Source organism: Rhizobium sp. R635 (genome assembly GCF_002211285.1).
Classification (GTDB): domain Bacteria; phylum Pseudomonadota; class Alphaproteobacteria; order Rhizobiales; family Rhizobiaceae; genus Rhizobium.
The window spans coordinates 14,073-36,892 of record NZ_LOKX01000024.1; the positions used below are offsets into that span (position 1 = coordinate 14,073).

General features: G+C 62.9%; 18 protein-coding genes and 1 tRNA gene. 9 read left to right on the plus strand and 10 right to left on the minus strand.

Going from position 1 to position 22,820, the window contains the following annotated elements; all coding sequences use genetic code 11:
- Positions 1-21 precede the first annotated feature (21 nt).
- Together trxA and ATY78_RS18685 are read right to left on the minus strand one after the other, a co-directional pair.
- Positions 22-996: a thioredoxin gene (gene trxA, locus ATY78_RS18680; RefSeq protein WP_088683808.1), complete on the minus strand. Its 975-nt coding sequence runs from the start codon at positions 994-996 to the stop codon at positions 22-24.
- 157 nt (positions 997-1,153) lie between these two features.
- Entirely contained in the window at positions 1,154-1,663 is a 510-nt protein-coding gene (locus tag ATY78_RS18685) for a prolyl-tRNA synthetase associated domain-containing protein (RefSeq protein ID WP_088683809.1), read from the minus strand.
- Positions 1,664-1,921: 258 nt separating this feature from the next.
- Here ATY78_RS18685 and ATY78_RS18690 point away from each other — a divergent pair.
- Positions 1,922-1,996: transfer RNA gene (locus ATY78_RS18690), tRNA-Gly, on the plus strand.
- Positions 1,997-2,070: 74 nt separating this feature from the next.
- Here the strand turns inward: ATY78_RS18690 and ATY78_RS18695 are convergent.
- Positions 2,071-2,685: a TetR/AcrR family transcriptional regulator gene (locus ATY78_RS18695; RefSeq protein ID WP_088683810.1), complete on the minus strand. Its 615-nt coding sequence runs from the start codon at positions 2,683-2,685 to the stop codon at positions 2,071-2,073.
- Positions 2,686-2,852: 167 nt separating this feature from the next.
- On the opposite strand from ATY78_RS18695, the gene ATY78_RS18700 reads away from it, so the two are divergent.
- The 4 genes from ATY78_RS18700 (at position 2,853) to ATY78_RS18715 (ending at position 8,543) form a co-directional block, all read left to right on the plus strand.
- On the plus strand, positions 2,853-3,509 hold the full coding sequence (locus ATY78_RS18700; protein ID WP_245313601.1) for an NIPSNAP family protein: 657 nt from the start codon (positions 2,853-2,855) through the stop codon (positions 3,507-3,509).
- Between the two features lie 170 nt (positions 3,510-3,679).
- Positions 3,680-5,122 (plus strand): M81 family metallopeptidase, encoded by a 1,443-nt coding sequence (locus ATY78_RS18705; protein WP_088683812.1) that lies wholly within the window; start codon positions 3,680-3,682, stop codon positions 5,120-5,122.
- 46 nt (positions 5,123-5,168) lie between these two features.
- Positions 5,169-6,953: a gamma-glutamyltransferase family protein gene (locus tag ATY78_RS18710; protein ID WP_088683813.1), complete on the plus strand. Its 1,785-nt coding sequence runs from the start codon at positions 5,169-5,171 to the stop codon at positions 6,951-6,953.
- Positions 6,954-7,208: 255 nt separating this feature from the next.
- Positions 7,209-8,543 (plus strand): glucoamylase family protein, encoded by a 1,335-nt coding sequence (locus ATY78_RS18715; RefSeq protein WP_088683814.1) that lies wholly within the window; start codon positions 7,209-7,211, stop codon positions 8,541-8,543.
- A gap of 2 nt (positions 8,544-8,545) precedes the next feature.
- On the opposite strand, the gene ATY78_RS18720 is transcribed toward ATY78_RS18715, so the two are convergent.
- The 5 genes from ATY78_RS18720 to ATY78_RS18740 all read right to left on the minus strand — a co-directional run bounded on the left by ATY78_RS18720 (position 8,546) and on the right by ATY78_RS18740 (position 15,424).
- A complete protein-coding gene (locus ATY78_RS18720; RefSeq protein ID WP_088683815.1) occupies positions 8,546-9,583 on the minus strand; it encodes an ABC transporter ATP-binding protein in 1,038 nt (345 codons plus the stop codon).
- Positions 9,580-11,247: an iron ABC transporter permease gene (locus tag ATY78_RS18725; RefSeq protein ID WP_088683816.1), complete on the minus strand. Its 1,668-nt coding sequence runs from the start codon at positions 11,245-11,247 to the stop codon at positions 9,580-9,582. The genes ATY78_RS18720 and ATY78_RS18725 overlap by 4 nt, the downstream gene beginning before the upstream one ends.
- A 63-nt stretch (positions 11,248-11,310) precedes the next feature.
- The gene (locus ATY78_RS18730; protein ID WP_088683817.1) at positions 11,311-12,333 is read right to left on the minus strand and encodes an iron ABC transporter substrate-binding protein; all 1,023 of its coding nucleotides are present in this window, start codon (positions 12,331-12,333) and stop codon (positions 11,311-11,313) included.
- 203 nt (positions 12,334-12,536) lie between these two features.
- Entirely contained in the window at positions 12,537-14,075 is a 1,539-nt protein-coding gene (locus ATY78_RS18735; protein WP_088683818.1) for an aldehyde dehydrogenase family protein, read from the minus strand.
- A 65-nt stretch (positions 14,076-14,140) separates the two neighbouring features.
- Positions 14,141-15,424, minus strand: coding sequence for an FAD-binding oxidoreductase (locus tag ATY78_RS18740; RefSeq protein ID WP_088683839.1), 1,284 nt, complete (start codon positions 15,422-15,424; stop codon positions 14,141-14,143).
- Between the two features lie 78 nt (positions 15,425-15,502).
- On the opposite strand from ATY78_RS18740, the gene ATY78_RS29005 reads away from it, so the two are divergent.
- The 4 genes from ATY78_RS29005 (at position 15,503) to ATY78_RS18755 (ending at position 18,163) form a co-directional block, all read left to right on the plus strand.
- Positions 15,503-15,631: a hypothetical protein gene (locus ATY78_RS29005; protein ID WP_280950453.1), complete on the plus strand. Its 129-nt coding sequence runs from the start codon at positions 15,503-15,505 to the stop codon at positions 15,629-15,631.
- Positions 15,628-16,536, plus strand: coding sequence for a LysR family transcriptional regulator (locus ATY78_RS18745; RefSeq protein WP_088683819.1), 909 nt, complete (start codon positions 15,628-15,630; stop codon positions 16,534-16,536). The genes ATY78_RS29005 and ATY78_RS18745 overlap by 4 nt, the downstream gene beginning before the upstream one ends.
- 69 nt (positions 16,537-16,605) lie before the next feature.
- Positions 16,606-16,842: an Lrp/AsnC ligand binding domain-containing protein gene (locus ATY78_RS18750; protein ID WP_003567502.1), complete on the plus strand. Its 237-nt coding sequence runs from the start codon at positions 16,606-16,608 to the stop codon at positions 16,840-16,842.
- Between the two features lie 145 nt (positions 16,843-16,987).
- Complete coding sequence (locus ATY78_RS18755) at positions 16,988-18,163, plus strand: glycosyltransferase family 4 protein (protein ID WP_088683820.1); 1,176 nt, start codon at positions 16,988-16,990, stop codon at positions 18,161-18,163.
- 19 nt (positions 18,164-18,182) lie between these two features.
- On the opposite strand, the gene ATY78_RS18760 is transcribed toward ATY78_RS18755, so the two are convergent.
- Complete coding sequence (locus tag ATY78_RS18760; RefSeq protein ID WP_088683821.1) at positions 18,183-21,494, minus strand: alpha/beta fold hydrolase; 3,312 nt, start codon at positions 21,492-21,494, stop codon at positions 18,183-18,185.
- Between the two features lie 108 nt (positions 21,495-21,602).
- Entirely contained in the window at positions 21,603-22,781 is a 1,179-nt protein-coding gene (locus ATY78_RS18765) for a glycosyltransferase family 4 protein (protein ID WP_088683822.1), read from the minus strand.
- Positions 22,782-22,820: the final 39 nt, after the last annotated feature.

Here is a 22,820-nt window from a genome sequence, read left to right on the forward strand (position 1 = left end):
ACGCCCCGCCGGCACGGCACTCTAGGAAAACAGCATCGCCGAGAGCTTGCGCCGGGCGGCAACCGTCGCCGGGTCCTTGAAGCCCCAGACCTCGAAGAACTGCAGCAGCTGGCGCCGCGCGCCGTCATCGTCGAAAGCACGATCCCTGCGCATGATATGAAGCAGATGTTCGGCCGCTTCGTCGCGCCGGCCTTCGACATTGAGGATCTTGGCGAGCTTCAGCCGCGCCTCGTGGTTATCGGGATTTGCCGCCAGTTCGCCTTCGAGGGCAACGGGGTCACCGAGCTTGCGGGCTTCCTCGATCTGGTCGAGCTTCTTCAGCACCGCCTGGATACCGGCATCCTTGGCCACCTCTTCCGGCAAGTCCGTCAGGACTTCGCGCGCCCGCTGATGCTGGTTTGCGGCGATCATGCATTCGGCCATGCCGGCGAGCGCCTTGGCGTTCTCGGGAGCGGCCTGCATCACGGCGGCGTAAAGCTGGGCCGCCTCATTGATGTTGCCGGCCGTCAGCAGCTCCGCCGCTTCCGTCAGCGCGGCTTCGATCTCGGCCGCCTCATCGGCGCCGGCCGGACCGGCGATGCGGTCGATGAACTGACGGATCTGGGTCTCCGGCACCGCGCCCATGAAACCATCGGCCGGGCGGCCGTTGACGAAGGCGATGACGGCGGGGATGGACTGGATGCCGAGCTGGCCGGCGATCGAGGGATGGTCGTCGATATTCATCTTGACCAGCCGGACCCGGCCGTTGGCTTCGTTGACGACCTTTTCCAGTACCGGCGTCAACTGCTTGCACGGACCGCACCACGGCGCCCAGAAATCGACCAGCACCGGCTGCTTGCGCGAATCCTCGATGACGTCCTTGGAAAAGTTCGCGGTCGTCGTGTCCTTGATGTAGCTCCCGGCCGCAGCCGCGGGTTCCGGCTGAGCGCCGAAGCTTGCCGTCGCCGACATCTGGTTTCCGAAGGAACCGTTATAGGGGTTGTTGCTGCCGCTCATAGGTATCTCCCGCGCCGATCCTGCCGGCATCCTTGCTAAAGCATGTCGCGCAAAAATATGTAGCGGTTTTGCGATAAGGACATACACAAAACCAAAGACCGAAGCGCGGCAAGCGGATCGGAAAGACCGCCACGCGCTTCAGCGCTAAAATCGTATGTCAGGACGTCACTTTCAAGACAAGCGGCTTATGTCCTGTCGCTTCCATGAAACGGATGAGATCGCCGCTCGCAATCGATGTCGTCGCGTCGTTGGAAAGCGGGTGGCAGTTGACGATCTCCTCACGCATCAGATCGGCATCGAGCACGAAGGTGACGCTTTGAGCGGTATCGTTGATGGCGCCGAACGCGGTGACGGCCCCTGGAATGACGCCGAGATATTCCATCAGCTTTTCGGCCCTGCCGAAGGAAACCCGGCCGGACCCGCCGATCAAATTATGTACCTGCTTGAGGTCGACCTCGGCATTTTCCTCCACGGTCAGCAGGAAATACCTGTCCTTCTTGTCCTTGATGAAGAGGTTCTTGGTGTGGCCGCCGGGGATCTCGTCGCGCAGCGCAACCGATTCGGCCACGGTGAAAACAGGCGCGTGATCGAGCGTCTTATGGGCGATGCCGAGCCCGTCGAGGAAAGCGAACAGTTCTTCTCTTGTCTTGGGGGTCTTTTCGGACATCGGGCAATCCATTGGATGGGATAAGGAAAAGTCGAGGCGTCCTGATTAAGTCCGTCCACATCGTTTGGCAATCTTCGGAACCGACGCCCTACCCCCGCATTTGCGGCCTTTCCGCTCCGCTTACGCGGGCATCGGAATTTTTTCTTCGCCTCTTCGTCATTTCCCTGTTGCATTTGAAAATCCGTTAGGTCATATAGCGCCCGTCGCCACGAGGCGGCGCCCACGGTCCAACGACTACCCCGGACCGATGCGGATTGAGCGGGTGTAGCTCAGGGGTAGAGCACAACCTTGCCAAGGTTGGGGTCGAGGGTTCGAATCCCTTCGCCCGCTCCAGTTTTCCTCAGCCAGTACATGCGGGTTCGGTCTCTATAGAACGAGATCCATCTCGCGATTTTTTCTCCGCCAAGTCAGCGCCGGCGATATTTCGCCGTCAGAAGCGTCGCCAGTTCCGCCCGGCACTCGATGAGCGGACCGACATCCTGTCGCGCCTTCGCCATCGCCATGGCGCCGGAATAGGCGGCGATGACAAGTGTTGCGACGCTGTGAGGATCGAGCCCGCTCGCCTGTTTTTCCTCCAGATCTCTCTCAAATTTGGCAGACAGCGCCTCGTGCCAGGCTACGAATACGGCGCTGACGACCTCTCTCATTTCCGCGTCATGGTGGGAAACATCCATTGCCATATTGTTGAGCGGGCAACCGGAGACCCGGCCCTTATCGGTCAATTCATCGATGATGCTTTCAAAGATCGAATCGATGGCGGTCGGCGCGTCTGCGCATGTGCGGAGCGGCTCGATCCATGTTTGCCGAACGGCTTCGGATACCCGGTCACGAATGACCGCAAGCCCGAGGTCGCGCTTTGCCGGAAAATGATGCGCCATGGCGCCGCCGGACACGGAAGCCCTTTCGCGCAATTCCAGCATGCCGGTTGCGAGATAGCCCTGGGTGACGAAGGCGTCATAGGCGGCGTCAACGATCCGGCGACGCACGCCTTCGGGATCATTGATTCTCTTGTTTTCGGTCATGGTTCTCAACTGGTCCTGCTCGCACAATAGCACCTTGACAAAACAGGTCAATTGTCCCGTTATAAAAACAGGATGATCGACCTGTTAGGAAAACCATGAACACGCACGCCGTCTTCGAGCTTCGTCGCTATCGCCTTCTCCCCGAAAGCAGGGAAACGCTGATCCGCTTGTTCGACAGCGAGTTCGTCGACCCTCAGGAGGCGCTGGGTATGCGCGTCGAAGGAGAGTTCCGTGATCTTGACGATCCCGATTGCTTTGTCTGGGTTCGCTCCTTCAAGGACATGGACGCCCGAACGGAGGCGCTCGCATCCTTCTATTCCGGCCCAATCTGGAAAGAACACGGGCGGGCCGCCAATGCGACGATGCTCAATTCGGACAATGTCTTGCTCCTGAAGCCGGCCGGCGGCGTCCATCCGTTCACGCATAATCTGCCGAGGGACAAAGAACTGACGCGCTCGGCAGTTCAAGGTTTTATCAACCTGAACATCTGCTCGCTTGCACCGGGGACGGAGGAGAGTTTTTCGAGGTTTTTCCGCGAAAACGTGCTCCCCGTCATGCGGGATGCCGGTGCGCGCATCGATGGCTTGTTCGTGACGGAGCGAAGCAGGAACGGTTTTGCCAGGCTGCCGGTTCGCGAAGAAGAGACGGTGTTCGTCTGGTTTGAATGCCACGAAGATCAAGACCGCGCGGCCGACTATGAGAACCGCTTGCGGCGCAATCCCATCTGGACGGGCGAGATTTATCCGCAGATGGACAGCCGCTGCTGGCGGAGAATCGACGTCTCGCGCTTGACGCCGACGTCCCGCTCACTTTGCGCCTGGTAAGTGACTTGCCTGCCCTCGCGCGCAAACCGACCTTCACCGGTCGCCGCGCCAATACCGACCGAGATCGATTTTGTGATTTATCCCGGTTGATTGGTTCTCTTTGCGAACTATCATCAGGACCAGACAGCCCATAACGTCCTGATTGCTCCCCACACCAGCCGAGGTTCCCCATGCGCATCGCCGTCGGTGGCATCCATATCGAGTGCAGCACATACAACCCCGTCCTCAACGAGGAGAAGGATTTTCGCGTGGTGCGTGGGGACGCACTGCTGGAATCGCCCTATTTTGCCTTCCTCAAGGACTATGATGCCGAATTCCTGCCGACGATCCATGCCCGCGCGATAGCCGGCGGTCCGGTGTCGCGCGCTACCTACGAAGCCTTCAAGAACGAATTCCTCGAGCGGCTGAAGCCGATGTTGCCGCTCGACGGCCTCTATCTCGCCATGCACGGCGCCATGTATGTCGAGGGCATGGAGGATGCCGAGGGCGACTGGATTGCTGCGGCGCGCGCGCTGGTCGGCGAGGGCTGCACGGTTTCGGCAAGCTACGACCTGCACGGCAACGTCACGCAGCGCATCATCGATACGCTCGACATCTACTCCACCTATCGCACGGCGCCTCATATCGATGTCGAGGAAACGATGCGCCGCTCCGTCTCCATGCTGGTGAGGAGCCTAAAGACAGGCGTGAGGCCGGCCGTTCTATGGGCGCCGATCCCGGTCGTGCTGCCGGGCGAACGCACCAGCACAGTCGATGAGCCGGCTAAGAGCCTTTATGCCATGCTGCCCGAGATCGACGCGATCGAAGGCGTCTGGGATGCATCCCTGATGGTCGGTTACGTCTGGGCCGACGAACCGCGCGCCACCGCCGCGGCCATCATGACCGGCACCGACCGCGCCGTGCTGGAGCGTGAGGCCAAGCGTCTCGCCAAGGCCTATTGGGATGCACGCGGAGATTTCGTCTTCGGCTGCGAGACCGGCTCGATCGAAGAGTGCGTGGCAAGATCGATCGCAAGCCCGACCGCGCCTGTCGTGCTCGCCGAATCCGGCGACAATCCAACCGGCGGCGGCGTCGGGGACCGGGCCGACGTGCTGGCGGAACTGATCGCCAGGGGCGCCACCGGCGTCGTCTTCGCCGGCATCGCCGACAAGGCGGCGACCGAGGCCTGTTATGCCGCAGGTATCGGTGCGGAACTCACCCTCAGCGTCGGCGCTTCGCTCGATACCAAGGGCAGCAAGCCGGTCACCGCCCGCTTCACCGTGAAATTCCTGCACGAAACATCAGATCCCTCCGACCGGCAGGCGGTCGTTTCGATCGACGGCATCGATCTCGTGCTCTCGGTAAAACGCCGGCCCTATCACAATATCGTCGATTTCACCCGGCTCGGCCTCGATCCGCACCGGGCGAAAATCATCGTCGTCAAATCGGGTTATCTCTCACCGGAGCTGGCGCCAATCGCCAATCCGAACCTGATGGCGCTCTCGCCCGGCGTGGTCGACCAGTTCGTCGAGCGCCTGCCGCGGCTGCGCAAGCAGCATCCGACCTATCCCTTCGACAAGGATTTTGCCTTCGAGCCTGAGGTTTTCCTCTCCTCGCGCTCGGCTCAGTTGTAAAGTCCAACCGATTCGCCCAAGGCTCGTTTCCGAGAGGATAGCTGCAATGACCGCATTCACGACCCGCCCGGAAATCCTCGGCACCTTCGGCGTCGTCACCTCGACGCACTGGATCGGCTCGGCCGTCGGCATGAGCATTCTCGAAAAGGGCGGCAATGCCTTCGACGCGGCGATCGCCACGGGGTTCGTACTGCAGATCGTCGAACCGCATCTCTGTGGCCCGGGCGGCGACCTGCCGGCGCTGATCTATTCGAAGAAGAAGGACAAGGTCGAAGTCATCTGCGCGCAAGGGCCTGCACCCGCCGGCGCGACGATCGAGCACTATACCGGGGAAGGCCTGACGCTGATCCCCGGCGACGGCCTGCTGGCCACGGTCATTCCCGGCGCCTTCGACGGCTGGATGCTGATGCTGCGCGATTACGGCACGATGAGCGTGCGCGACGTGCTGGAGCCGGCGATCTATTACGCCGAACACGGCCATCCCCTGTTGCCGCGCGTCTCAGCCACCATCAAGGGGCTGGCGGCTTTCTTCGAAAAGGAATGGCCGACCTCGCACCAGACCTGGATGCCGGGCGGCAGCGTTCCCGAGGGGCATACGAACTTCCGCAATCCGGTGCTGACCGAAACCTGGAAGCGTGTCATCGCCGAAGCCGAGACGAAGAGCGGCCGGGAGGCGCAGGTGGAAGCGGCACGCGACGCTTTCTATCGCGGCTTCATCGCCGAGAAGATCGACGACTACCTGAAGACCGCCGAGATCATGGATGCGAGCGGCAGCCGCCACAAGGGCGTACTGACAGCAACCGACATGGCGAACTGGTCGGCGACGATCGAAGAGCCGCTGACCTATGATTATCACGGCTGGACCATCGCCAAATCAGGCCCCTGGGGCCAGGGCCCGGTCTTCCTGCAGGCGCTCTCGATCCTCAAGGGCTTCGATCTCGCCGCGATGGACCCCGCCGGCGCCGATTTCGTCCACACCGTCGCCGAGGCGATGAAGCTCGCCTTCGCCGACCGCGAAGTCTATTACGGCGACCCGAATTTTTCCGAAATTCCCATCGCGCATCTCCTGTCGGAGGCCTATGCCGCCGAGCGCCGCAGGCTCGTCGGCGCGCACGCCTCGCTCGATCTTCGCCCCGGCATCATTCCCGGCTTCGAGGCGCAGCACGATCTGACGATGAAGATGCTCGGCGCGGAATCGAAGACCGGCATCGTCTACGAGCCGACCATGGCGCATCTTTCCGAAAAGCGCGGCGATACCGTGCATATCGACGTGATCGACCGCGACGGCAACATGGTCTCCGTCACGCCGTCGGGCGGCTGGCTGCAATCCTCGCCCACCGTGCCCGGCCTCGGCTTTTGCCTCAATTCCCGCGCCCAGATGTTCTGGCTGAAGCCGGGCCTGCCGACCTCGCTCGCGCCCGGCAAGCGGCCGCGCACGACCCTGACGCCTTCGCTCGGCCTCTACGAGGGCCGCCCGATCCTCGCCTTCGGCACGCCGGGCGGCGATCAGCAGGAGCAATGGCAGCTCTCCTTCTTCCTGCGCTATGCCCACCACAGGCTGAACCTGCAGGCGGCGATCGATCAGCCGCTGTTCCACACCGCCCATTTTCCGAGCTCTTTCTATCCCCGCACCCGCGAGCCCGGCAGCCTGATGGCGGAGGCGAATTTCGGCGCCGATGTGCTCGATGCGCTGGCGCGCAGGGGCCACAGGCTGACGGTATCAGACCCCTGGACCATCGGCCGGCTGACCGCCGCCCGGCGCGATGCCGACGGGCTGATGCGCGCCGCAGCCACGCCGCGTTTGATGCAGGCTTACGCGGTCGGACGATAGCCATCGTCAGGCCGCTCCACATCGCGTCAACGGAAGCAAGTATTGCTGAAAATAGCCTGTGCCAGACGGGTGAAAACCTGTCCTTTTGCTGCACTGCTTATATTACTTATCCTAGATAGTATTTCACGGATAATTATTAACACCATCCCTGCCGCTTTTGTGTTCTCTTATCCCTACGAATCAAAAAGGTTTGATTTGCCGGGGGACGCCTACCATGTTGAACCATGGGGCGATGCAACAGTTGGGTAGGAGCCTATGCTGCAACGGATTGAAGACATTGATGCCGCGCTCGTCGACAGGCTGCAGCATTCAGCATTCAAGTACTTCCTGAAATATTCCAATCCCGAAAATGGCCTGGTGGCCGATACCTCGATCGACGGCGTGCCGGCGAGCATCGCGGCCGTCGGTTTTGCGCTTTCCTCCTATCCCGTCGGTGTCAAACGCTCCTGGATCAGCCGCGGTGAAGCGGCCGAGCGCACGGTCAACACGCTGCGCTTCTTCGCCGAGGCGCGCCAGGGCACGGAGCGCCACGCAACCGGCCATCGCGGTTTCTTCTACCACTTTCTGCACATGGATACCGGCCACCGCGCCTGGAACAGCGAGCTTTCGACCATCGATACCGCCTTGCTCGTCGCCGGCATCCTGACCGCTGCACAGTATTTCAACCGCGAGGACGACGAGACCGAGACCGAGATCCGCGAGCTCGCCACCTTCATCTACGAGCGCGTCGACTGGCGCTGGGCGCTGAACAAGGGCGACACCATTTCCATGGGCTGGAAGCCCTCTTCCGGCTTCCTGCGCTGGCGCTATCACGGTTTCGACGAGGCGATCATCCTCTATGCGCTGGCGCTTGCCTCACCGACGCACCCTATCCCGCAATCCTGCTACGACGCCTTCACGTCGAGCTATTCCTGGATGATGCACGGCGAACAGTCCTATCTCTATGCCGGGCCGCTCTTCATCCACCTCTTCTCGCATGCCTGGATCGATTTCCGCGGCATTCAGGACAAGCCGATGGCGGAGCGGAACTGGGATTATTTCCGCAATACGCAGGTCGTCATCAATCTCCAGCGCGATTATGCCGAGCGCAATCCCGGCCGGTTCGTCGGCTACAACAGGAATATCTGGGGCTTCACCGCCTGCGACGGCCCGCCGCCGACACGGCGCATGCGCGGCGGCCGCCAGCCGAAGGTTCTGGGCTATGCCGCGCGCGGCGCCCCGCTCGGGCCCGACGACGGCACGATCGCACCCTGGGCGGCGCTCGCCTGCCTGCCCTATGACCGGCAAGCGGCCCTCGACGGCACCAAGGCGCTTCTGACCAGCTATCCGAACCTGCTGTTGGAAGGCGGCTTCCCCGGCGGCTTCAATCCGACGGTCCAGACCAAGCGTCCCGAAGGCTGGGTCGACGACCGCACCGTCGGCATCGACCAGGGCCTCGTCGTCATGACCGTCGAGAACGAGCGTTCCGATTTCATCTGGAAGCTGATGCGGCAATCGCCGACCATCCGTCTGGGGCTCGAACGCGCCGGCTTTACCGGCGGCTGGCTCGAAGGCATCGAGCCGGAAGAGCTGGTGCGCAAGTTCGGCTGAGATCAGCTTTCGAAGACGTGCGCCTTGCCTGAAATGTCGAGGCGGACGAGATCGCCTCGCGCGGGAAGCGCGACGCTCGAGGTCTTGATCCGGATCGGCGGCAGGGCGACGCCGTCGAGCGAGACGGCGACGGTGCAGACCGCGCCGCCGAATTCCACCTCGACGACACGTCCGGCATGGCTACGGTCGCTTTCATCGGCGACGACGCGGATTTGCTCGGGCCGCAGCATGATCTCAGCCTTGCCCTGACGGCTGCCCTCGACGGCGACATGGCCGAGAGCGCAATCCGCAAGACCGTTTCTGATGATGGCGGGAAGCAGCACGGCATCGCCGAGGAAAAGTGCCGTCTCGCGATCCCTGGGATGGAGATACAAGGATTGCGGCGATCCCGCCTGGATCAGCCGCCCTTCCCTCAGCACCACGACCTGATCGGCGAAAGTCAGCGCCTCTTCCTGGTCATGCGTGACGAGGATGGTGGTAATGCCCGCCGCCTGCAGCACGCGGGCAACCGCCTTGCGCATGTTTTCGCGCAGGCCCGTATCGAGCGCCGAGAATGGCTCGTCGAGCAGCATCAGCCGAGGCTTGCGGCCGAGCGCGCGGGCAAGCGCCACGCGCTGCTGCTGGCCGCCGGAAAGCTGGTGCGGGCGTCTGACCAGCATGCCGCGGTCGAGCTCGACCATGTCGAGAAGCTCGAAGATACGCTTCTCGCGGTCCGCAGCCCTTTTCTCGAAGCCGAAGCCGATATTCTCGGCGACGCTCAGGTGCGGAAACAGCGCCCCATCCTGCGAAACGATGCCGATGCCGCGCTTGTGGGCCGGCACCGCATCCGGACCGTCCGCGAGAACCTCGCCATCCAGCGTCACACTGCCGGCATCCGGCTGCTCGAAGCCGGCGATGATGCGCAACAGCGTCGTCTTGCCCGAACCGGAGGGGCCGACCACCGCCGTGCGGCTGCCCGCCTGCACTTCGAGAGAGATGTTCTTCAGCGCCTGGACCGGGCCATAACGCTTGCTGATAGTGTCGATCGTGAGCAGCGTCATTGGCCGGCGGTCCGTTTCGATTGGGCGTGGAGCGTCAATGTGAGCGGCAGCGACAACACGATCATCATGAAGGCATAAGGGGCAGCCGAAACGTAGTCGATCTCGCTGGTCAGCGACCAGAATTTCGTCGCCAGTGTATCGACGCCGTTGGGCGACAGCATCAGCGTCGCCGTGAGTTCATTGGTGATGCCGAGTGCGGCGAGCGCCACGCTGGCGGCGGCTCCGGGGGCTGCAAGCCGCATGGTGATCTGCCGCACGGCCTGGCCCGGCGTGCGGCCGAGGCCCATCGCCGCGCGTTCCAGTTCCACCGGCGCCTGGGCGATGCTGGCTCGCAGCCCCACCATGGCGCGCGGCAGGAAAAGCATCACATAGGCGACGAGCAGGGTTGCGAAGGTCTGGTAGAGCGGCAGCACGAGGCGCACGGTGATCGTCACCAGCGCCAGCGCCACGACGACGCCGGGCAGAGAGCCGACATAATAATGGCAGGCTTCGAGCACGCGCTGGAAGCGGCCGGGCGCACGCACGGAAAGCCAGGCCATGGGTACTGCGGCAATCGTCGCCAGCACGCCGCCGGCAACGGCCAGCACGATCGTCTGCAGGAAAGCGCTGCCGACCTCGATGCGCCAGATCTCGGCGCCGCCGAGATAGAGCCAACGGCCGAGCGTCGCCAGCGGCACACCGAGCGTCAGCACCGCCAGCGCCACGGGCAGCAGGACGGCCGGCACCGTAAACCAGCCGAGCCGCCGGCGGTCTGCCGGGCGCGGCGAACCGCTCCCGACGCGGGCGTAACGTTCGTTGCCGCGCAGCAGCACTTCGAGGCCGAGCAGGAAAAGGCAGCAGCCGACGAGCACACCGCCGAGCATGTTGGAGGCCGGGCTGTTGTAGGAAGACTGGAACTGGTCGACGATCGCGGTTGCGAACGTATCGAAGCGGATCATGACGAACAGGCCGTATTCCGACAGCAGATGCAGCGCGATCAGCAGCGAGCCGCCGCAGATGGCAAATCGCAGCTGCGGCAGCACGGCGCGGAAGAAGACGCGCCAGGGATCGAGACCGAGCGAGGCGGCCGCGTCCTCGATCGCCGGATCGAGACGGCGCAACGCGGCGGCGACCGGCAGATAGAGGAAGGGATAGTAAGCGATCACCGAAACGAAGACGCCGCTCTCGAGGCCGCGCATGCCGGGAATGAGGCTGACCCAGGCATAGCTGTGCACGAAGGCAGGCACGGCGAGCGGCGCGATCGCCAGCCAAGCCCAGAGCCGGGCGAAGGGAATATCCGTCCGCTCTGTCAGCCAGGCAAGCGTCACGGCAAGCGCGATCGAAAGCGGAATGGTTATCGATTCGAGGAGAACCGTATTGACCAGGAGTTCGCCGACACGCGGCCGGAAGACCAGCGCCTTCACCGTTTCCCAGCCGACATCGTAGGTGATCCAGCCGATGAAGCCGAGCGGCACGAGGCTGAAGATCGCAACCACCGTTGCAAGCAGAATCACGGAAGCGTGCGGCACGCGTCCGCGCGGCAAAACCAGTCGCACGGCCTTCGGCGCGACCGGCGCCTCGTTGCCGGATGCGAGCAATCTGTTGTCCTGCAGCAAGGCCGATGCCTTCACACGCTGAAAAAGGAAGGCAACCGCCTTTGAGGGACGGTTGCCGGATATCGTCATGCCCTAAGGTTTTCTTGAGCCAAAAGCAATAGTTTTGGCCGGATGAAGCCTGCGGCAGAAAAGTCAGATCAGGCCGGCGGCCGTCATCAGTTCCACGACCTTCTTGCTGTCGAGGGTCGAAGCTTCGACCTTGGGAGCGTTGAGATCGGCGAGCGGGACCAGCTTGTCGTTGGAGGCCGCATCCTTGCCGACGGCATATTCATAGGAGGTGCCGTCCTTGAGGACAGCCTGACCCGCCTTGCCGGTGATGAACTTCAGGAAAGCCTGGGCTTCCTTCATGTGCTGCGTGGATTTCAGGACACCGCCGCCCGAAACGCTGACGAAAGCGCCCGGATCCTGGTTCTTGAAGTAGTGAAGGCCGACATTCTTGCTGTTCTCGCCGGTCTTCGCCTGATCGCCGAACCAGTAATAGTGATAGATGACCGCCCCTTCGACTTCGCCTGCGTTGACGGCCTTCATGGCGACGCTGTTGCCCTTGTAAGGGGTGGCATTGTCCTTGAGACCCTTCAGCCATGCCTTGGTGGCGTCCTCGCCCTTGAGCTGCAGCAGGGCCGCGACAATCGCCTGGAAATCGGCGCCGGCGGGCGCTGCACCCCAGCGGCCCTTCCAGGCCGGATCTGCAAGGTCGAGCAGCGACTTCGGCAGCTTGTCTTCGGTGAGCTTGGTCTTGTCATAGGCAAAGACCGTGGTGCGGGCGGCAATGCCGGTCCACATGCCGTCAGCCGGGCGATACTGTTCGGGAACCTGGTCCAGCGTTTCCTTTTCGACCGGGGCGAAGAGGCCGGCGCCATCGACCAGCGTCATGGCAGGCGAGTTCTCGGTCAGGAACACGTCGGCCGGAGAGGCGTCGCCTTCCTGGATGATCTGGTTGGCGAACTGCATGTCGCTGCCCTGGCGCATGGTGACCTTGATGCCGGTCTCCTTGGTGAAGGCATCGATCCATTCGCGGCCCAGGCTTTCGTGCTGGGCGTTGTAAACGACGAGACCGTCATCCTGCGCATGGGCGCTGTCTGCGAACGCGGTGGCAGAGAGAAGCGACGCGGTTAGCGCGAGCACATGGGAAAGACGATTGATAGCAACGTTCATGATGGCCTCCGTGGCGATGTCACCCGGGCTACCCGGCGGTGATATGAGGCGTATATTTTTCCTGACTGCCTATTTCAAGTTTGGCCTTGCCGAAAAAGACATCACAATATCTTGACTAAATATTTCAAATTTCAGGGAAATAAATCTCAATTCGGTCAAGAAAGACGCCACTGCGCGAGCAGCGCCTTCCTTCTGCACCGGACTTATTCAACGTCGAACTTGACGCCTTGGGCGAGCGGCAGGGTCCTGCCGTAATTGATCGTGTTGGTGGCGCGGCGCATATAGGCTTTCCAGGCATCCGAGCCGGATTCGCGCCCGCCGCCGGTTTCCTTTTCGCCACCGAAGGCCCCGCCAATCTCGGCGCCAGACGGGCCGAGATTGACATTAGCGATGCCGCAATCCGAGCCGCGCGCCGAGACGAAGGTTTCGGCCTCGCGCATGTCGTTGGTGAAGATCGACGACGACAACCCCTGCGGCACGGCATTGTGCAGCGCCAGCACCGCGTCGAAATCACTGTATTTCATCACGTAAAGGATCGGCGCGAAGGTCTCGTGCTCGACCGGGCCGGTCTGCTCGGGCATTTCGACGAGCGCGGGACGAACGTAGAAGGCATCGGTCAGGCCATTGCCGACACGGTCGCCGCCGGTCACCTTGCCGCCGGCCGATTTCGCCTCGTTGAGCGCTGCCTGCATTTTCTCGAAAGCCTGGCCGTCGATCAGCGGTCCAACGAGCGTGCCGGTTTCGAGCGGGTTGCCGATCGTGACGGAGCCGTAGGCCTTCTGCAGGCGCGGCACCAGCTGGTCGTAGACGCTGTCATGGACGAAGAGACGGCGCAGCGTCGTGCAGCGCTGGCCGGCCGTGCCCATGGCGGAGAAGGCGACGCCGCGCAACGTCAGGTCGAGATCAGCGCTCGGGCAGACGATGGCCGCATTGTTGCCGCCCAGTTCGAGAATGGCGCGGGCAAAACGCTGCGACAGGCGCGGGCCGACGGCGCGGCCCATGGCCGTCGAACCCGTGGCGGAAACGAGCGGGATCTTCGGGTGGTCGACCAGCACTTCGCCGACATCACGGCCGCCGATGATCAGCGTCGACAGATTGGCGGGCGCGGTGCCGCCTTCGGCGACGAAGCGCTTCAGCGCCTTTTCGAACAGCGCCTGCACGGCGAGCGCCGTCAGCGGCGTCTTTTCCGAAGGCTTCCAGACGGTGGAATTGCCGCAGACGATCGCCAGCGCCGCATTCCACGACCAGACGGCGACCGGGAAATTGAAGGCGGAGATGATGCCGACCACGCCGAGCGGATGCCAGCTTTCCATCATCCGGTGTTCGGAGCGCTCGGTGGCGATCGTCAGGCCATAGAGCTGGCGGGAAAGGCCGACGGCGAAATCGCAGATATCGATCATCTCCTGCACTTCGCCAAGGCCTTCGGAGGTGATCTTGCCGACTTCGATCGAGACGAGACGGCCGAGCGCTGCCTTTGCCGTGCGCAGTTCCTCGCCGAGCAGGCGGATCAGCTCACCGCGCTTCGGCGCCGGAACGTTACGCCATTCGAGGAAAGCCTTGTGCGCCTCTTCGATCGCGGCCTTCGTCTCGGAGACGGAATGTTCTCTCAGTTTGCCGATTTCCTTGCCGGTGACCGGTGAGGAGACGGACAGCGTGCCGCCGTGATAGCGACCGGCATCGACGCCGAGTTCGGCAAGCAGCTTGGCGGTTTCGGTGGCGAGATCGAGGACGGCGATGGTCATTGTCGTGTTTCCAATCTTATTATTCCCAGAAGCGTTCATCGCTTCGCGGAAGCGCGTATCGCTTCTCAGAAGCGGGCATCGGCGAAATGGGCGACTTGAGCGCCGGCTTCGTACCATATTTCCTTGACCGCCCGGAAGCTCGGTTCGGTGGGCGCGGTCAGCGGCAGCGGCAGATCGGCCTCCGAAACCCGGCCAAGGATATGCTCTGCCAGCGTCCGGCCGAAGACCGTGCCGGGGGCGATGCCGCGGCCATTATAACCGGAAAAGCCGATGACGCCGGGCGCAAATTTGTGGAAGCGCGGCAGCGCGTTGTCGGTCATGCCGATCTGGCCGTACCATTCGCATTCGAATTCGACATCGCCGATCTCAGGGAAAAGCCGCTTCAACGCGCGCTTGGCCCAGCTCTTATGCACTGTAAGCCCGGTATTGCGCAGCGCCCCGACGCTGCCGAAGACGAGCCGGCCGGCCTGGTCCATGCGGAAGGAGGAGAGGATGTCCTTGGTATCCCATGCGCCCTCCCGTCCCGGCAGGATCGTCTGGCGCAGATTGTGGCCGAGCGGCACGGTGGCGAAATTGAAATAGGGCAGATAGACCTGTTCGTTGCGCACCTGCTCGAACGGGCCGGTGCTGTAGGCATCCGTCGCGACGATGATCCAGTCCGCGCTGACGTCGCCCTTGGCCGTCTTCACGCTCCAGCGGCTGCCGCTGCGCTCGGTTGCAACGACCGGGCTCGATGTGTGGACGGTGACTCCCGCTTTGACCGCGGCATGGGCAAGGCCACGCGCATAGGCCAGCGGCTGCAGCGTTCCGGCGCGCAGGTCGAGCAGCGAGCCGGCATAGGCATCGCTGCCGATGCGTTTGGCCGTCTCCGCCGCATCGAGCAGCGTCACCGGCGCGCCGCGGGCGGACCATTGCGCCACGCGCTCTTCGAGTTCCTTCAGCCCGTCGTCGCCCACGGCGCAATGCAGCGTGCCGTTCCGTTCGAGCTCGCAGGCAATCCCGTGCTTGTCGATCAGTTCCATGACGAGCTTCGGCGCGCTGCCGAGCAGATTGAGCAGGCGTTCTCCATGTACGGGACCGAGCACGCCCGGCAAGTCGTTCGGCATCACCCACATGCCGGCATTGATCAGCCCGACATTGCGTCCCGCGCCGCCGAAGCCGATTTCCTTCGCCTCCAGCAGCACCACCTTCGATCCGGCTTCGGCAAGATGGAGCGCGGAAGAAAGGCCGGTATAACCGCCGCCGACGATGACGACGTCGGCCGAGACCGCGCCTTCGAGAGGCGAGGTCGCCGGCGCTTGCGGAGCGGTCTTTTCCCAGAGGCCGTGGGAGCGCGGATCATTCAGCATGGCTCGGTCCGATCGAATGGAATGGCGGTAGTCTAATGCATAAAACCAGGACTTGAAGCGCCGGCCCGGCACATCCGCATGGAAACGAAGACTTTCGGCATCGGGAGGCTCCGGCTCATTCCGTTTTTGCAGGATGAAACTCTTTACAAGCTCGACAAAGCCGGAAATATCGACATTTCGGAAATAGCTCATTCTGAACCGGAATGACCATGCTCGCCTCAAGACGTTTTCTGCCGTCGATTTCGCATCTCGCCGCCTTCGAGGCGGTCGCCCGCACCGGCAGCGTCACGGCGGCGGCGCGCGAACTCGACCTGACGCAGAGCGCCGTCAGCCGCCAGGTGAGCGCGCTGGAAGAGCAGCTCGGCGTCGAGCTTTTCCTGCGCGAACGCCAGACCATGCGGCTGACGCTTGCCGGCGACGGCTACGCCCGCGAGATCCGCGAGGCGCTGCGGCGCATATCGAGCGCCTCCTTGAACCTGCGCGCCAACCCGCATGGCGGCACGCTCAACCTCGCCATCCTGCCGACCTTCGGCACGCGCTGGCTGGCGCCCAGGCTGGGACGCTTTCTCGCCGCCAATCCCGGCGTGACGATCAATCTCGTGACCCGGCTTTCGCCCTTCGATTTCCGTCTCGATTCGATCGACGCCGCCATTCACTTCGGCCATCCGCACTGGCCGGGCGCCGAACTGACCTTTCTGATGTCGGAACGCACGGTGCCGGCCTGCAGCCCCGATTTTCTCAAACAACACGCGATTTCGAAACCTGAGGATCTGCTCACCGTTCCGCTTCTGCACCTGACGACGCGGCCCGACGCCTGGGAGCAATGGCTCGCCGGCAACGGCGTTGCCTTCGATAGCGTGCACGGCATGCTCTTCGATCAGTTCGCCACCGCAGCACAAGCCGCGATCGCCGGTCTCGGCGTCGCGCTATTGCCGACATTCCTGATGCAGGAGGAACTCAGGCGCGGCGACCTCGTCGCTGCCGTCGACCGTGAAATGGAAAGCCGCGAACGCTATTATCTCGCCTTTCCGTCCGAGCGCGCCGACTATGCGCCGCTTACCGCCTTTCGCGACTGGATCGTCGCGGAAGCGGCCGCCGGCCCCGCCTTATGAGGAACGGCTTGCATCGGCATGGCGGTTTCGACCATTATGCGCCCCAAACAAACCTTTCAGGAAATCCCCATGAAGCCGATCTTCGTCCAGCTCCAATGCGCTCCCGGCAAGACCTATGAGGTCGCCGACGCCATATACCAGACCGAACTGGTCTCGGAGCTCTATTCCACAAGCGGCGACTACGACCTGCTGTTGAAGGTCTACATCGAGGAAGGCCAGGATATCGGCAAGTTCATCAACGACAACATCGCCAATATTCCAGGCATCGTCCGCTCGTTGACGACCCTCACCTTCAAAGCCTTCTGAATTCCCGTCAGATACGGTTAACCCTGTCGCCAAGAATCACCTCTCCACGACACCGCTGAAACCACGCCTTAACGCCTGAGATATCTGGTCGCTGCTATAAAATCCGCGCCAACACGAGCTTGGCACGCGCAGCGATAGGTGAAAAATGGCGATCGTCGAGGCAGACAGGGAGCACGGGAATCCGCAGCCGGAAACCGCTCCGCTGATCGTCCATGTCGTGCGCCAGTTCCTGCCCAATCGCGGCGGCCTGGAAGACGTGGTCGCCAATCTCGCCCGCCAGACCGTCCGCCGCGGTTATCGCGTCCGCGTCGTGACGCTGGATTCGCTGTTCACCGCACCTGAGAAAAAGCTGCCGCCTCGCGAAGACATCGACGGCATCGAAGTCGTGCGCATCCCCTGGTCGGGCAGCAGCCGTTATCCGATGGCGCCACAGGTTTTCCGCCATCTCGGCGATGCCGATCTCGTGCACGTCCACGCCATCGACTTCTTCTTTGACGCTCTCGCCTGGGGTCGGCTGCTGCACGGCAAGCCGATGATCGTTACCACCCATGGCGGCTTCTTCCACACCAGGAAATACGCCGCGATCAAGAAGATCTGGTTCAGGACACTGACCCGCGCCTCGGCGATGGCCTACCGGCGCGTCGTCTGCTGCAGCGCCTCCGATCTCAAGCAGTTTTCCGAGATCGCGCCCGACAGCCTGCTGATCGAAAACGGCGCCGATATCGGCAAATTCGCCGATACCGCTTCGCGCCGGCCAAAGCGCCGCATCGTCACGATCGGCCGGTTCTCGGTGAACAAGCGGCTCGACCACCTGCTCGATGCGATGGCCACGCTGAAGACCCGCGACCCGGAATGGCATCTCGACATCGTCGGCGCCGAATCCGACCTGAACCGGAGGGATGTCGACGGCGAGATCGAAAGCCGCAACCTCACCGGCCGCGTCACGCTGCATGTGTCGCCCGATAACGACACCATCCGCCGCGTCATCGCCGAGGCTTCGCTCTTCGCCTCCGCCTCGGAATATGAAGGTTTCGGGCTGGTGGCGCTGGAGGCGATGAGCGCCGGCCTGCTGCCGGTGCTGAACGCCAACGATGCCTTTCAGACGCTCGCCGCCCGGCATCCCGCCATCAAACTCACCGATTTCACCCGTCCTGAAGCAGCCGCCACGGCGATCGGTTCAGCCTACGAGGATCTTTCGCGCGAACCGGACGTCGTCCGCGCGAGACTTCTCGACGCCGCGCGCGGCTATTCCTGGGATATCGTCGCAGGCCGCTATATCGATCTCTACAGATCGCTTGATATCGCCGCGGAAAGCATCTGATCCCACCTGGAAATCCCGATCATGCCCTGGCAAGACGGATGATCTCGTCGAGCACGAATTTCCGCGACTGCGGCGGCGTCAGATTATGGTCGGCATCCGGCAGCATCAGCAGCCGCACGTTCGGATAGCGGGACAGCTTGGCCCCGCGCGGGCCGAAATGGAAATAGACATGATCGAGCCCGACGTCGCCCTCGCTGTAGATCAGCGTCAGCGGCACCTTGCGCTTGCCGAACTGCGCGAAGGAATGCCGGACTTCGCGGGCGATATGACGCCGGTCCGGAAGCAATTCGAGCAGCGGCGCGACAAAGGGCGACAGACGCCGGCCGCCGGCGATGACGATATTCTGCAGCGCCGACACCACATCCACCTGGCCGCTGATGAGCCGCTTCAGCGTATCGAGCCGCGCCAGGCGCTGGCCGTAATCGTCGAGGCTGCGGGGGACGGAGACGACATGCTCCTTGCGCACCGGCACCTTCGGATCCCAGTAGTAGACGAAGGGATTGATCGAGACGACCGCCTTCAACCGCTCGTCGGCGACGCCGGCGCGGAAGGCAACGTAGCCGCCGCTGCATCGGCCGGCGACCATGACGGGACCGGCGACGAAGCTTTCGAGCAGATCAAGCGCGGCGATCGCATCCTCGGTCTGCGTGCTGGAATAAAGCACCTGCTCCGGCGCATCCGGCCGCGGCGGGCTGTCGCCGACATTGGCGGAATCGAAGCGCAGCGAAACGACGCCCTGGCGCGCGAGCTCGCGCGCCATATCCACCGTCGTCCGTCCCCAGCCGGCATGCCGGTCGTAGGCGGTCGACAGGAAGAGCACGCCATTGCCCTTGATCTCGCCGAGCGGCCGGCTGACGACGCCGACCAGATGATCGTGGCTTCCGAAACGCACGGGCGTTTCCACGAAACCCTCGCCGGCAAGCGGCATGCTGTCGATCGCTGCCGGCGAATGGGCGGCTGACGTTTCGCTGGTTGCCGTCTCGAGCCAAGCCGTCAGGGTCTCAACGACGGCCATCGGCGTCTTGGCAAAAAGCGGATTGGTGACGAGTTCGTCGTAACCTTCGAAAGCCTGCTGTTCTACGTCGGCCCCAAATGTCCGCAACGCATCGGCAAAACCGGTATCCTCGGCCCGGATGGGGCGTTCGAGGATCAGATAGCGGGACGCAGCAAGCCCCTGCGGCGAGGCGATATTGAGCTTGCCGAGTTCGGCGGCGATCTCCTCGGGCATGACGAGCCCGGCGATCTGAACCTTTGCAACGGGCACATGCTCCTTGCCGAGCCCGAGATCGGCGTCGATGATCTTGGACCACATGTTGAGTTCACGCAGATAGGCCCGGCCGCTCAGCACCGGCGCCAGCATGACGAGGCTGTCGATGCCTTCGATCGTGGAGCCGACGCGCTGGGCAAGCGTCGCGCCCAGACCCTGGCCGATGAGGACGACGCGATCGCAGCCGGTGAGCGACTTCAGCTCGGCGGCGGCCGCGCGGATCGAATTTTCCCAGGTTTCCAGGCTTCGCGGCAGCGCGCCGAAATCGAGCGCATCGCCGGTGCCGCGATAGTCGAAGCGCAGGCTCGGCACGCCGATATCCGAAAAATGCTCGGCCGCGACGCGGAAGAATTTGCGGCTGCACATTTCCTCGAAACCCCAGGGGCTGACGAAGAGCACGGCGGCCGAACGTTTTTTCACCTGAGGATTTTCGGGCATGAACAGCCCGACCGTGCCGTCGAAGACGACGGGCAAGGCAGCGCTGCGCCCGGCACCCTCTGCCGGTTCCAGCGAGAATTCGCCCGGCGCGACCTTGGCGCGGTCGGGATCGTCGGGAAGCCGCGGCGCAATGAAATTGATCACATGGCCGGCCGGCCGGCGCAGCACAGACGGCATCTTTTCGAGAAGGGAACGCATGACCTCCACATCCTCGCGCGGCACGGCGCGCAGCACGCGCAGCGCGGCGAAATGGGCGAATGTGCCGGCGATGATCGCAAAGACGAGACCGATCGGGCCGTGGACGAATTCCAGCACTGAGATCGCCGCACAGGCGCACAATACGGAGGCGAGCGTCACCTTCGTCAGGCTTGCGTAGAGACCCGAAAGCTGAGACCCGAATCCTGTCTGTCTGATCATCATCACCGACATCGCAACGAACACGAGAATGCGCACGAGTGCCGCCCCCTCGGCGGCAAGCCTAGGTATGATCAGTAAACAACCCGCTACCATGAGAAGGCCACCTATCACACTGATGTTCAGGCGGGAGCGGGCCCTGTCCATCGATAGAAGATAGAGGCTGAGGATCTGCATGAACGTATAGGCGGGAGCCACGAGCGCGAGCAGCGCGACCACCATACCGCTGCGGCGGAAGGCTTCGCCGAACACGACGAGCACCAGCTCGCTGGAGATCGCGGCAAGCCCGAGGCTCATCGGCAGCACGATATAGGCCATGCTGCGGGTGACGGCGGCGAAGACCTCGACCGGCAACGTCGAATCGTCGCTGCTGTGGCGCCGTTCGGAATAATAGGGCAGCAGGCTGCCGGTCATCTGGATCGGCAGCTGAAGCGCGATATTGGCGATCGACAGGCCGACGGCATAATAGCCGACCATTTCCACCGACCAGAACTGCTGCAGGAAGAGCAGTTCGAGCCGGTTGAGGAAGATGGAATCGATGATGAACTGGATCGACAGGATGACGGAGGAGGAGGCGAGATATTTCAGCGAGACGCCGCACCAGTCGCGCCGCGCCAGAAGGATCGGCAGCGTCGCGAAAAACAGCACGAGCTGGCCGAGCGCATAGCCGACGAGAACGCCCTCGACGCCGTAGAACACGGCGCCGCCGGCGACGCCGGCGAGCTGTATGACGGAGACGGCGACCGTCAGCTTGAAGAAGGTGCCGAGCTTCTTTTCGCCGATCAGGTAGAATTTGACGAAAGACCCGATCGCCTGGACGAAGAACAGCGCACCCGTGACCAGGGCGACAGTAGGCGCGGTTTCCGCCCAGTGCATCTCCTCGGAGGTGAGGAAAAACAAGGCGTAGAGCGCCAGCAGCACGACGGTCGAAAACATCATGAAGCTGACGAGGATCGCGGCAAAACCCCGCCGGCGGCGCGCGTCATAGCCCTCCGCCGAAAGCTGCGGCAGCGTCTTCAACAGCGTGATGCTGGAGCCGAGCTCGGCGATCGAGGCGCCTGTCACCACCAGCCACAGCGAAAAAGCGACGATGCCGTTGGCTTCCGGCCCAAGCAGCCGCGCCGTGATGATCGAGGACACGAAGCCCGTCAGCAGCAGCAGCATGCCTGCGGCCGCATTCATCACCGAATTTGCGATAATACCCTTCGACATCCATCCATCCGCCGGGATCGGCCTAAAGCGCGCTGCGATCTTTCAGATTCGCATGCCCGCTATCTCTAATGTGAAAATATTAAAATAAAGCGGAGTGGCGACCTCACCTTAGCTGGCCTGCATCGCCGCCAGCTTCTGGAGCGCCTTCTCGTAACTGTTCTCCGCGAGGTAGCGCAGCAGGAACTCCCGCGCCTTCTCCGCCTTTTCCCGCGCCCGCTCGGGCGCACGGAAGATATCCCTCAGATGCGCGGCCGCGATTTCGGGAGAGGGATCGGCCCAGACCGCACCCGGCAACCCCGCGAATTCGGGATGGGTATCGACGACCGGAATGAGGGGAGAGGCGACGAGCCAGCTATTCTCGGGGTCGCAGAAATCTTCCGTGCCCGACCAGGCGGTTGATATGACCGGGGTGCGATGCATGATCGCCTCGGCAACCGTCAGCCCGAAACCTTCCGAGCGATGCAGCGAAAGATAGGCATCGGAAGAGCGGATGAGGCCGTTGATGTCAGCGTTCGAGAGCTTGTCGGTGACGATCCTGATGCGGGTATCGCCGGCGACCGAAGCGATCAGTTCGCGCAGAGCCTCATCCTTGTCGATATTGCCGCTGGCCTTCATCAGCAGGAAGGCGCTCGGGCATTCGGCGGCGAATAGCCTGAAGGCTTCGATGACGGCTTGCGGGTTCTTCCGGTTGATCGAGGAACCGGCGCTGAAGATGAAGCTGACGAGAAAGGCGTCCTTCCCGATGCCGAATTTTTCCCGCATGCCTTCGCTCGCGGCCTTTTCCGTGACGGGATGGGGAACCACGATGACGGGTGCTTTGGTCAGCGGCGCGATCGTCCGTCTGGTAAATTCCGAGGGCACGAAAACGGCATTCATGTAACGCAACCCGTTGCGCCACTCCGCCGGCACGACTTCGAGCTCCCAGGCGAAATAGCCGATGTTGAAGGCGCGCGTGAAATTCGCGAGCCCCTTCTTCAGGATGGCGCGCGGCAGCATCGGCGGATTGAGATGCCAGATACGGCCTCCCGGCGGTTCGGTCGAAAGGTGCGACGACACCCATCCGGCAAAGGATTTTTCATCCGGGTGCGTGCTGACGTCCGAGAGCAAAATCGCCCGTCCCGCCTCCGAAAGCGCGCCGGCACAAAGCCTTGCCGATTCGCCGATACCGACCGGCATCGAGAGATAGCCGACGATTTCCACCGGCTTGCGCGGATTGAAGGCGACGCGCGACCGCGGGATCAGCCGCTGCAGGACATGGGCGCGTAAAAAGCGGTATGCCGTTCTCAAATCACGATCTTTCCGGTGGGTTTGCATCGTCGCTCGCGA

What these genes read in the sequence shown, in the direction of transcription:
- trxA (WP_088683808.1), bottom strand. Translation starts at nt 996, where the DNA reads ATGAGCGGCAGCAACAACCCCTATAACGGTTCCTTCGGAAACCAGATG.
- ATY78_RS18685 (WP_088683809.1), bottom strand. Translation starts at nt 1,663, where the DNA reads ATGTCCGAAAAGACCCCCAAGACAAGAGAAGAACTGTTCGCTTTCCTC.
- ATY78_RS18695 (WP_088683810.1), bottom strand. Translation starts at nt 2,685, where the DNA reads ATGACCGAAAACAAGAGAATCAATGATCCCGAAGGCGTGCGTCGCCGG.
- ATY78_RS18705 (WP_088683812.1), top strand. Translation starts at nt 3,680, where the DNA reads ATGCGCATCGCCGTCGGTGGCATCCATATCGAGTGCAGCACATACAAC.
- ATY78_RS18710 (WP_088683813.1), top strand. Translation starts at nt 5,169, where the DNA reads ATGACCGCATTCACGACCCGCCCGGAAATCCTCGGCACCTTCGGCGTC.
- ATY78_RS18715 (WP_088683814.1), top strand. Translation starts at nt 7,209, where the DNA reads ATGCTGCAACGGATTGAAGACATTGATGCCGCGCTCGTCGACAGGCTG.
- ATY78_RS18720 (WP_088683815.1), bottom strand. Translation starts at nt 9,583, where the DNA reads ATGACGCTGCTCACGATCGACACTATCAGCAAGCGTTATGGCCCGGTC.
- ATY78_RS18725 (WP_088683816.1), bottom strand. Translation starts at nt 11,247, where the DNA reads ATGACGATATCCGGCAACCGTCCCTCAAAGGCGGTTGCCTTCCTTTTT.
- ATY78_RS18730 (WP_088683817.1), bottom strand. Translation starts at nt 12,333, where the DNA reads ATGAACGTTGCTATCAATCGTCTTTCCCATGTGCTCGCGCTAACCGCG.
- ATY78_RS18735 (WP_088683818.1), bottom strand. Translation starts at nt 14,075, where the DNA reads ATGACCATCGCCGTCCTCGATCTCGCCACCGAAACCGCCAAGCTGCTT.
- ATY78_RS18740 (WP_088683839.1), bottom strand. Translation starts at nt 15,424, where the DNA reads ATGCTGAATGATCCGCGCTCCCACGGCCTCTGGGAAAAGACCGCTCCG.
- ATY78_RS29005 (WP_280950453.1), top strand. Translation starts at nt 15,503, where the DNA reads ATGGAAACGAAGACTTTCGGCATCGGGAGGCTCCGGCTCATTCCGTTT.
- ATY78_RS18745 (WP_088683819.1), top strand. Translation starts at nt 15,628, where the DNA reads ATGACCATGCTCGCCTCAAGACGTTTTCTGCCGTCGATTTCGCATCTC.
- ATY78_RS18750 (WP_003567502.1), top strand. Translation starts at nt 16,606, where the DNA reads ATGAAGCCGATCTTCGTCCAGCTCCAATGCGCTCCCGGCAAGACCTAT.
- ATY78_RS18755 (WP_088683820.1), top strand. Translation starts at nt 16,988, where the DNA reads ATGGCGATCGTCGAGGCAGACAGGGAGCACGGGAATCCGCAGCCGGAA.
- ATY78_RS18760 (WP_088683821.1), bottom strand. Translation starts at nt 21,494, where the DNA reads ATGTCGAAGGGTATTATCGCAAATTCGGTGATGAATGCGGCCGCAGGC.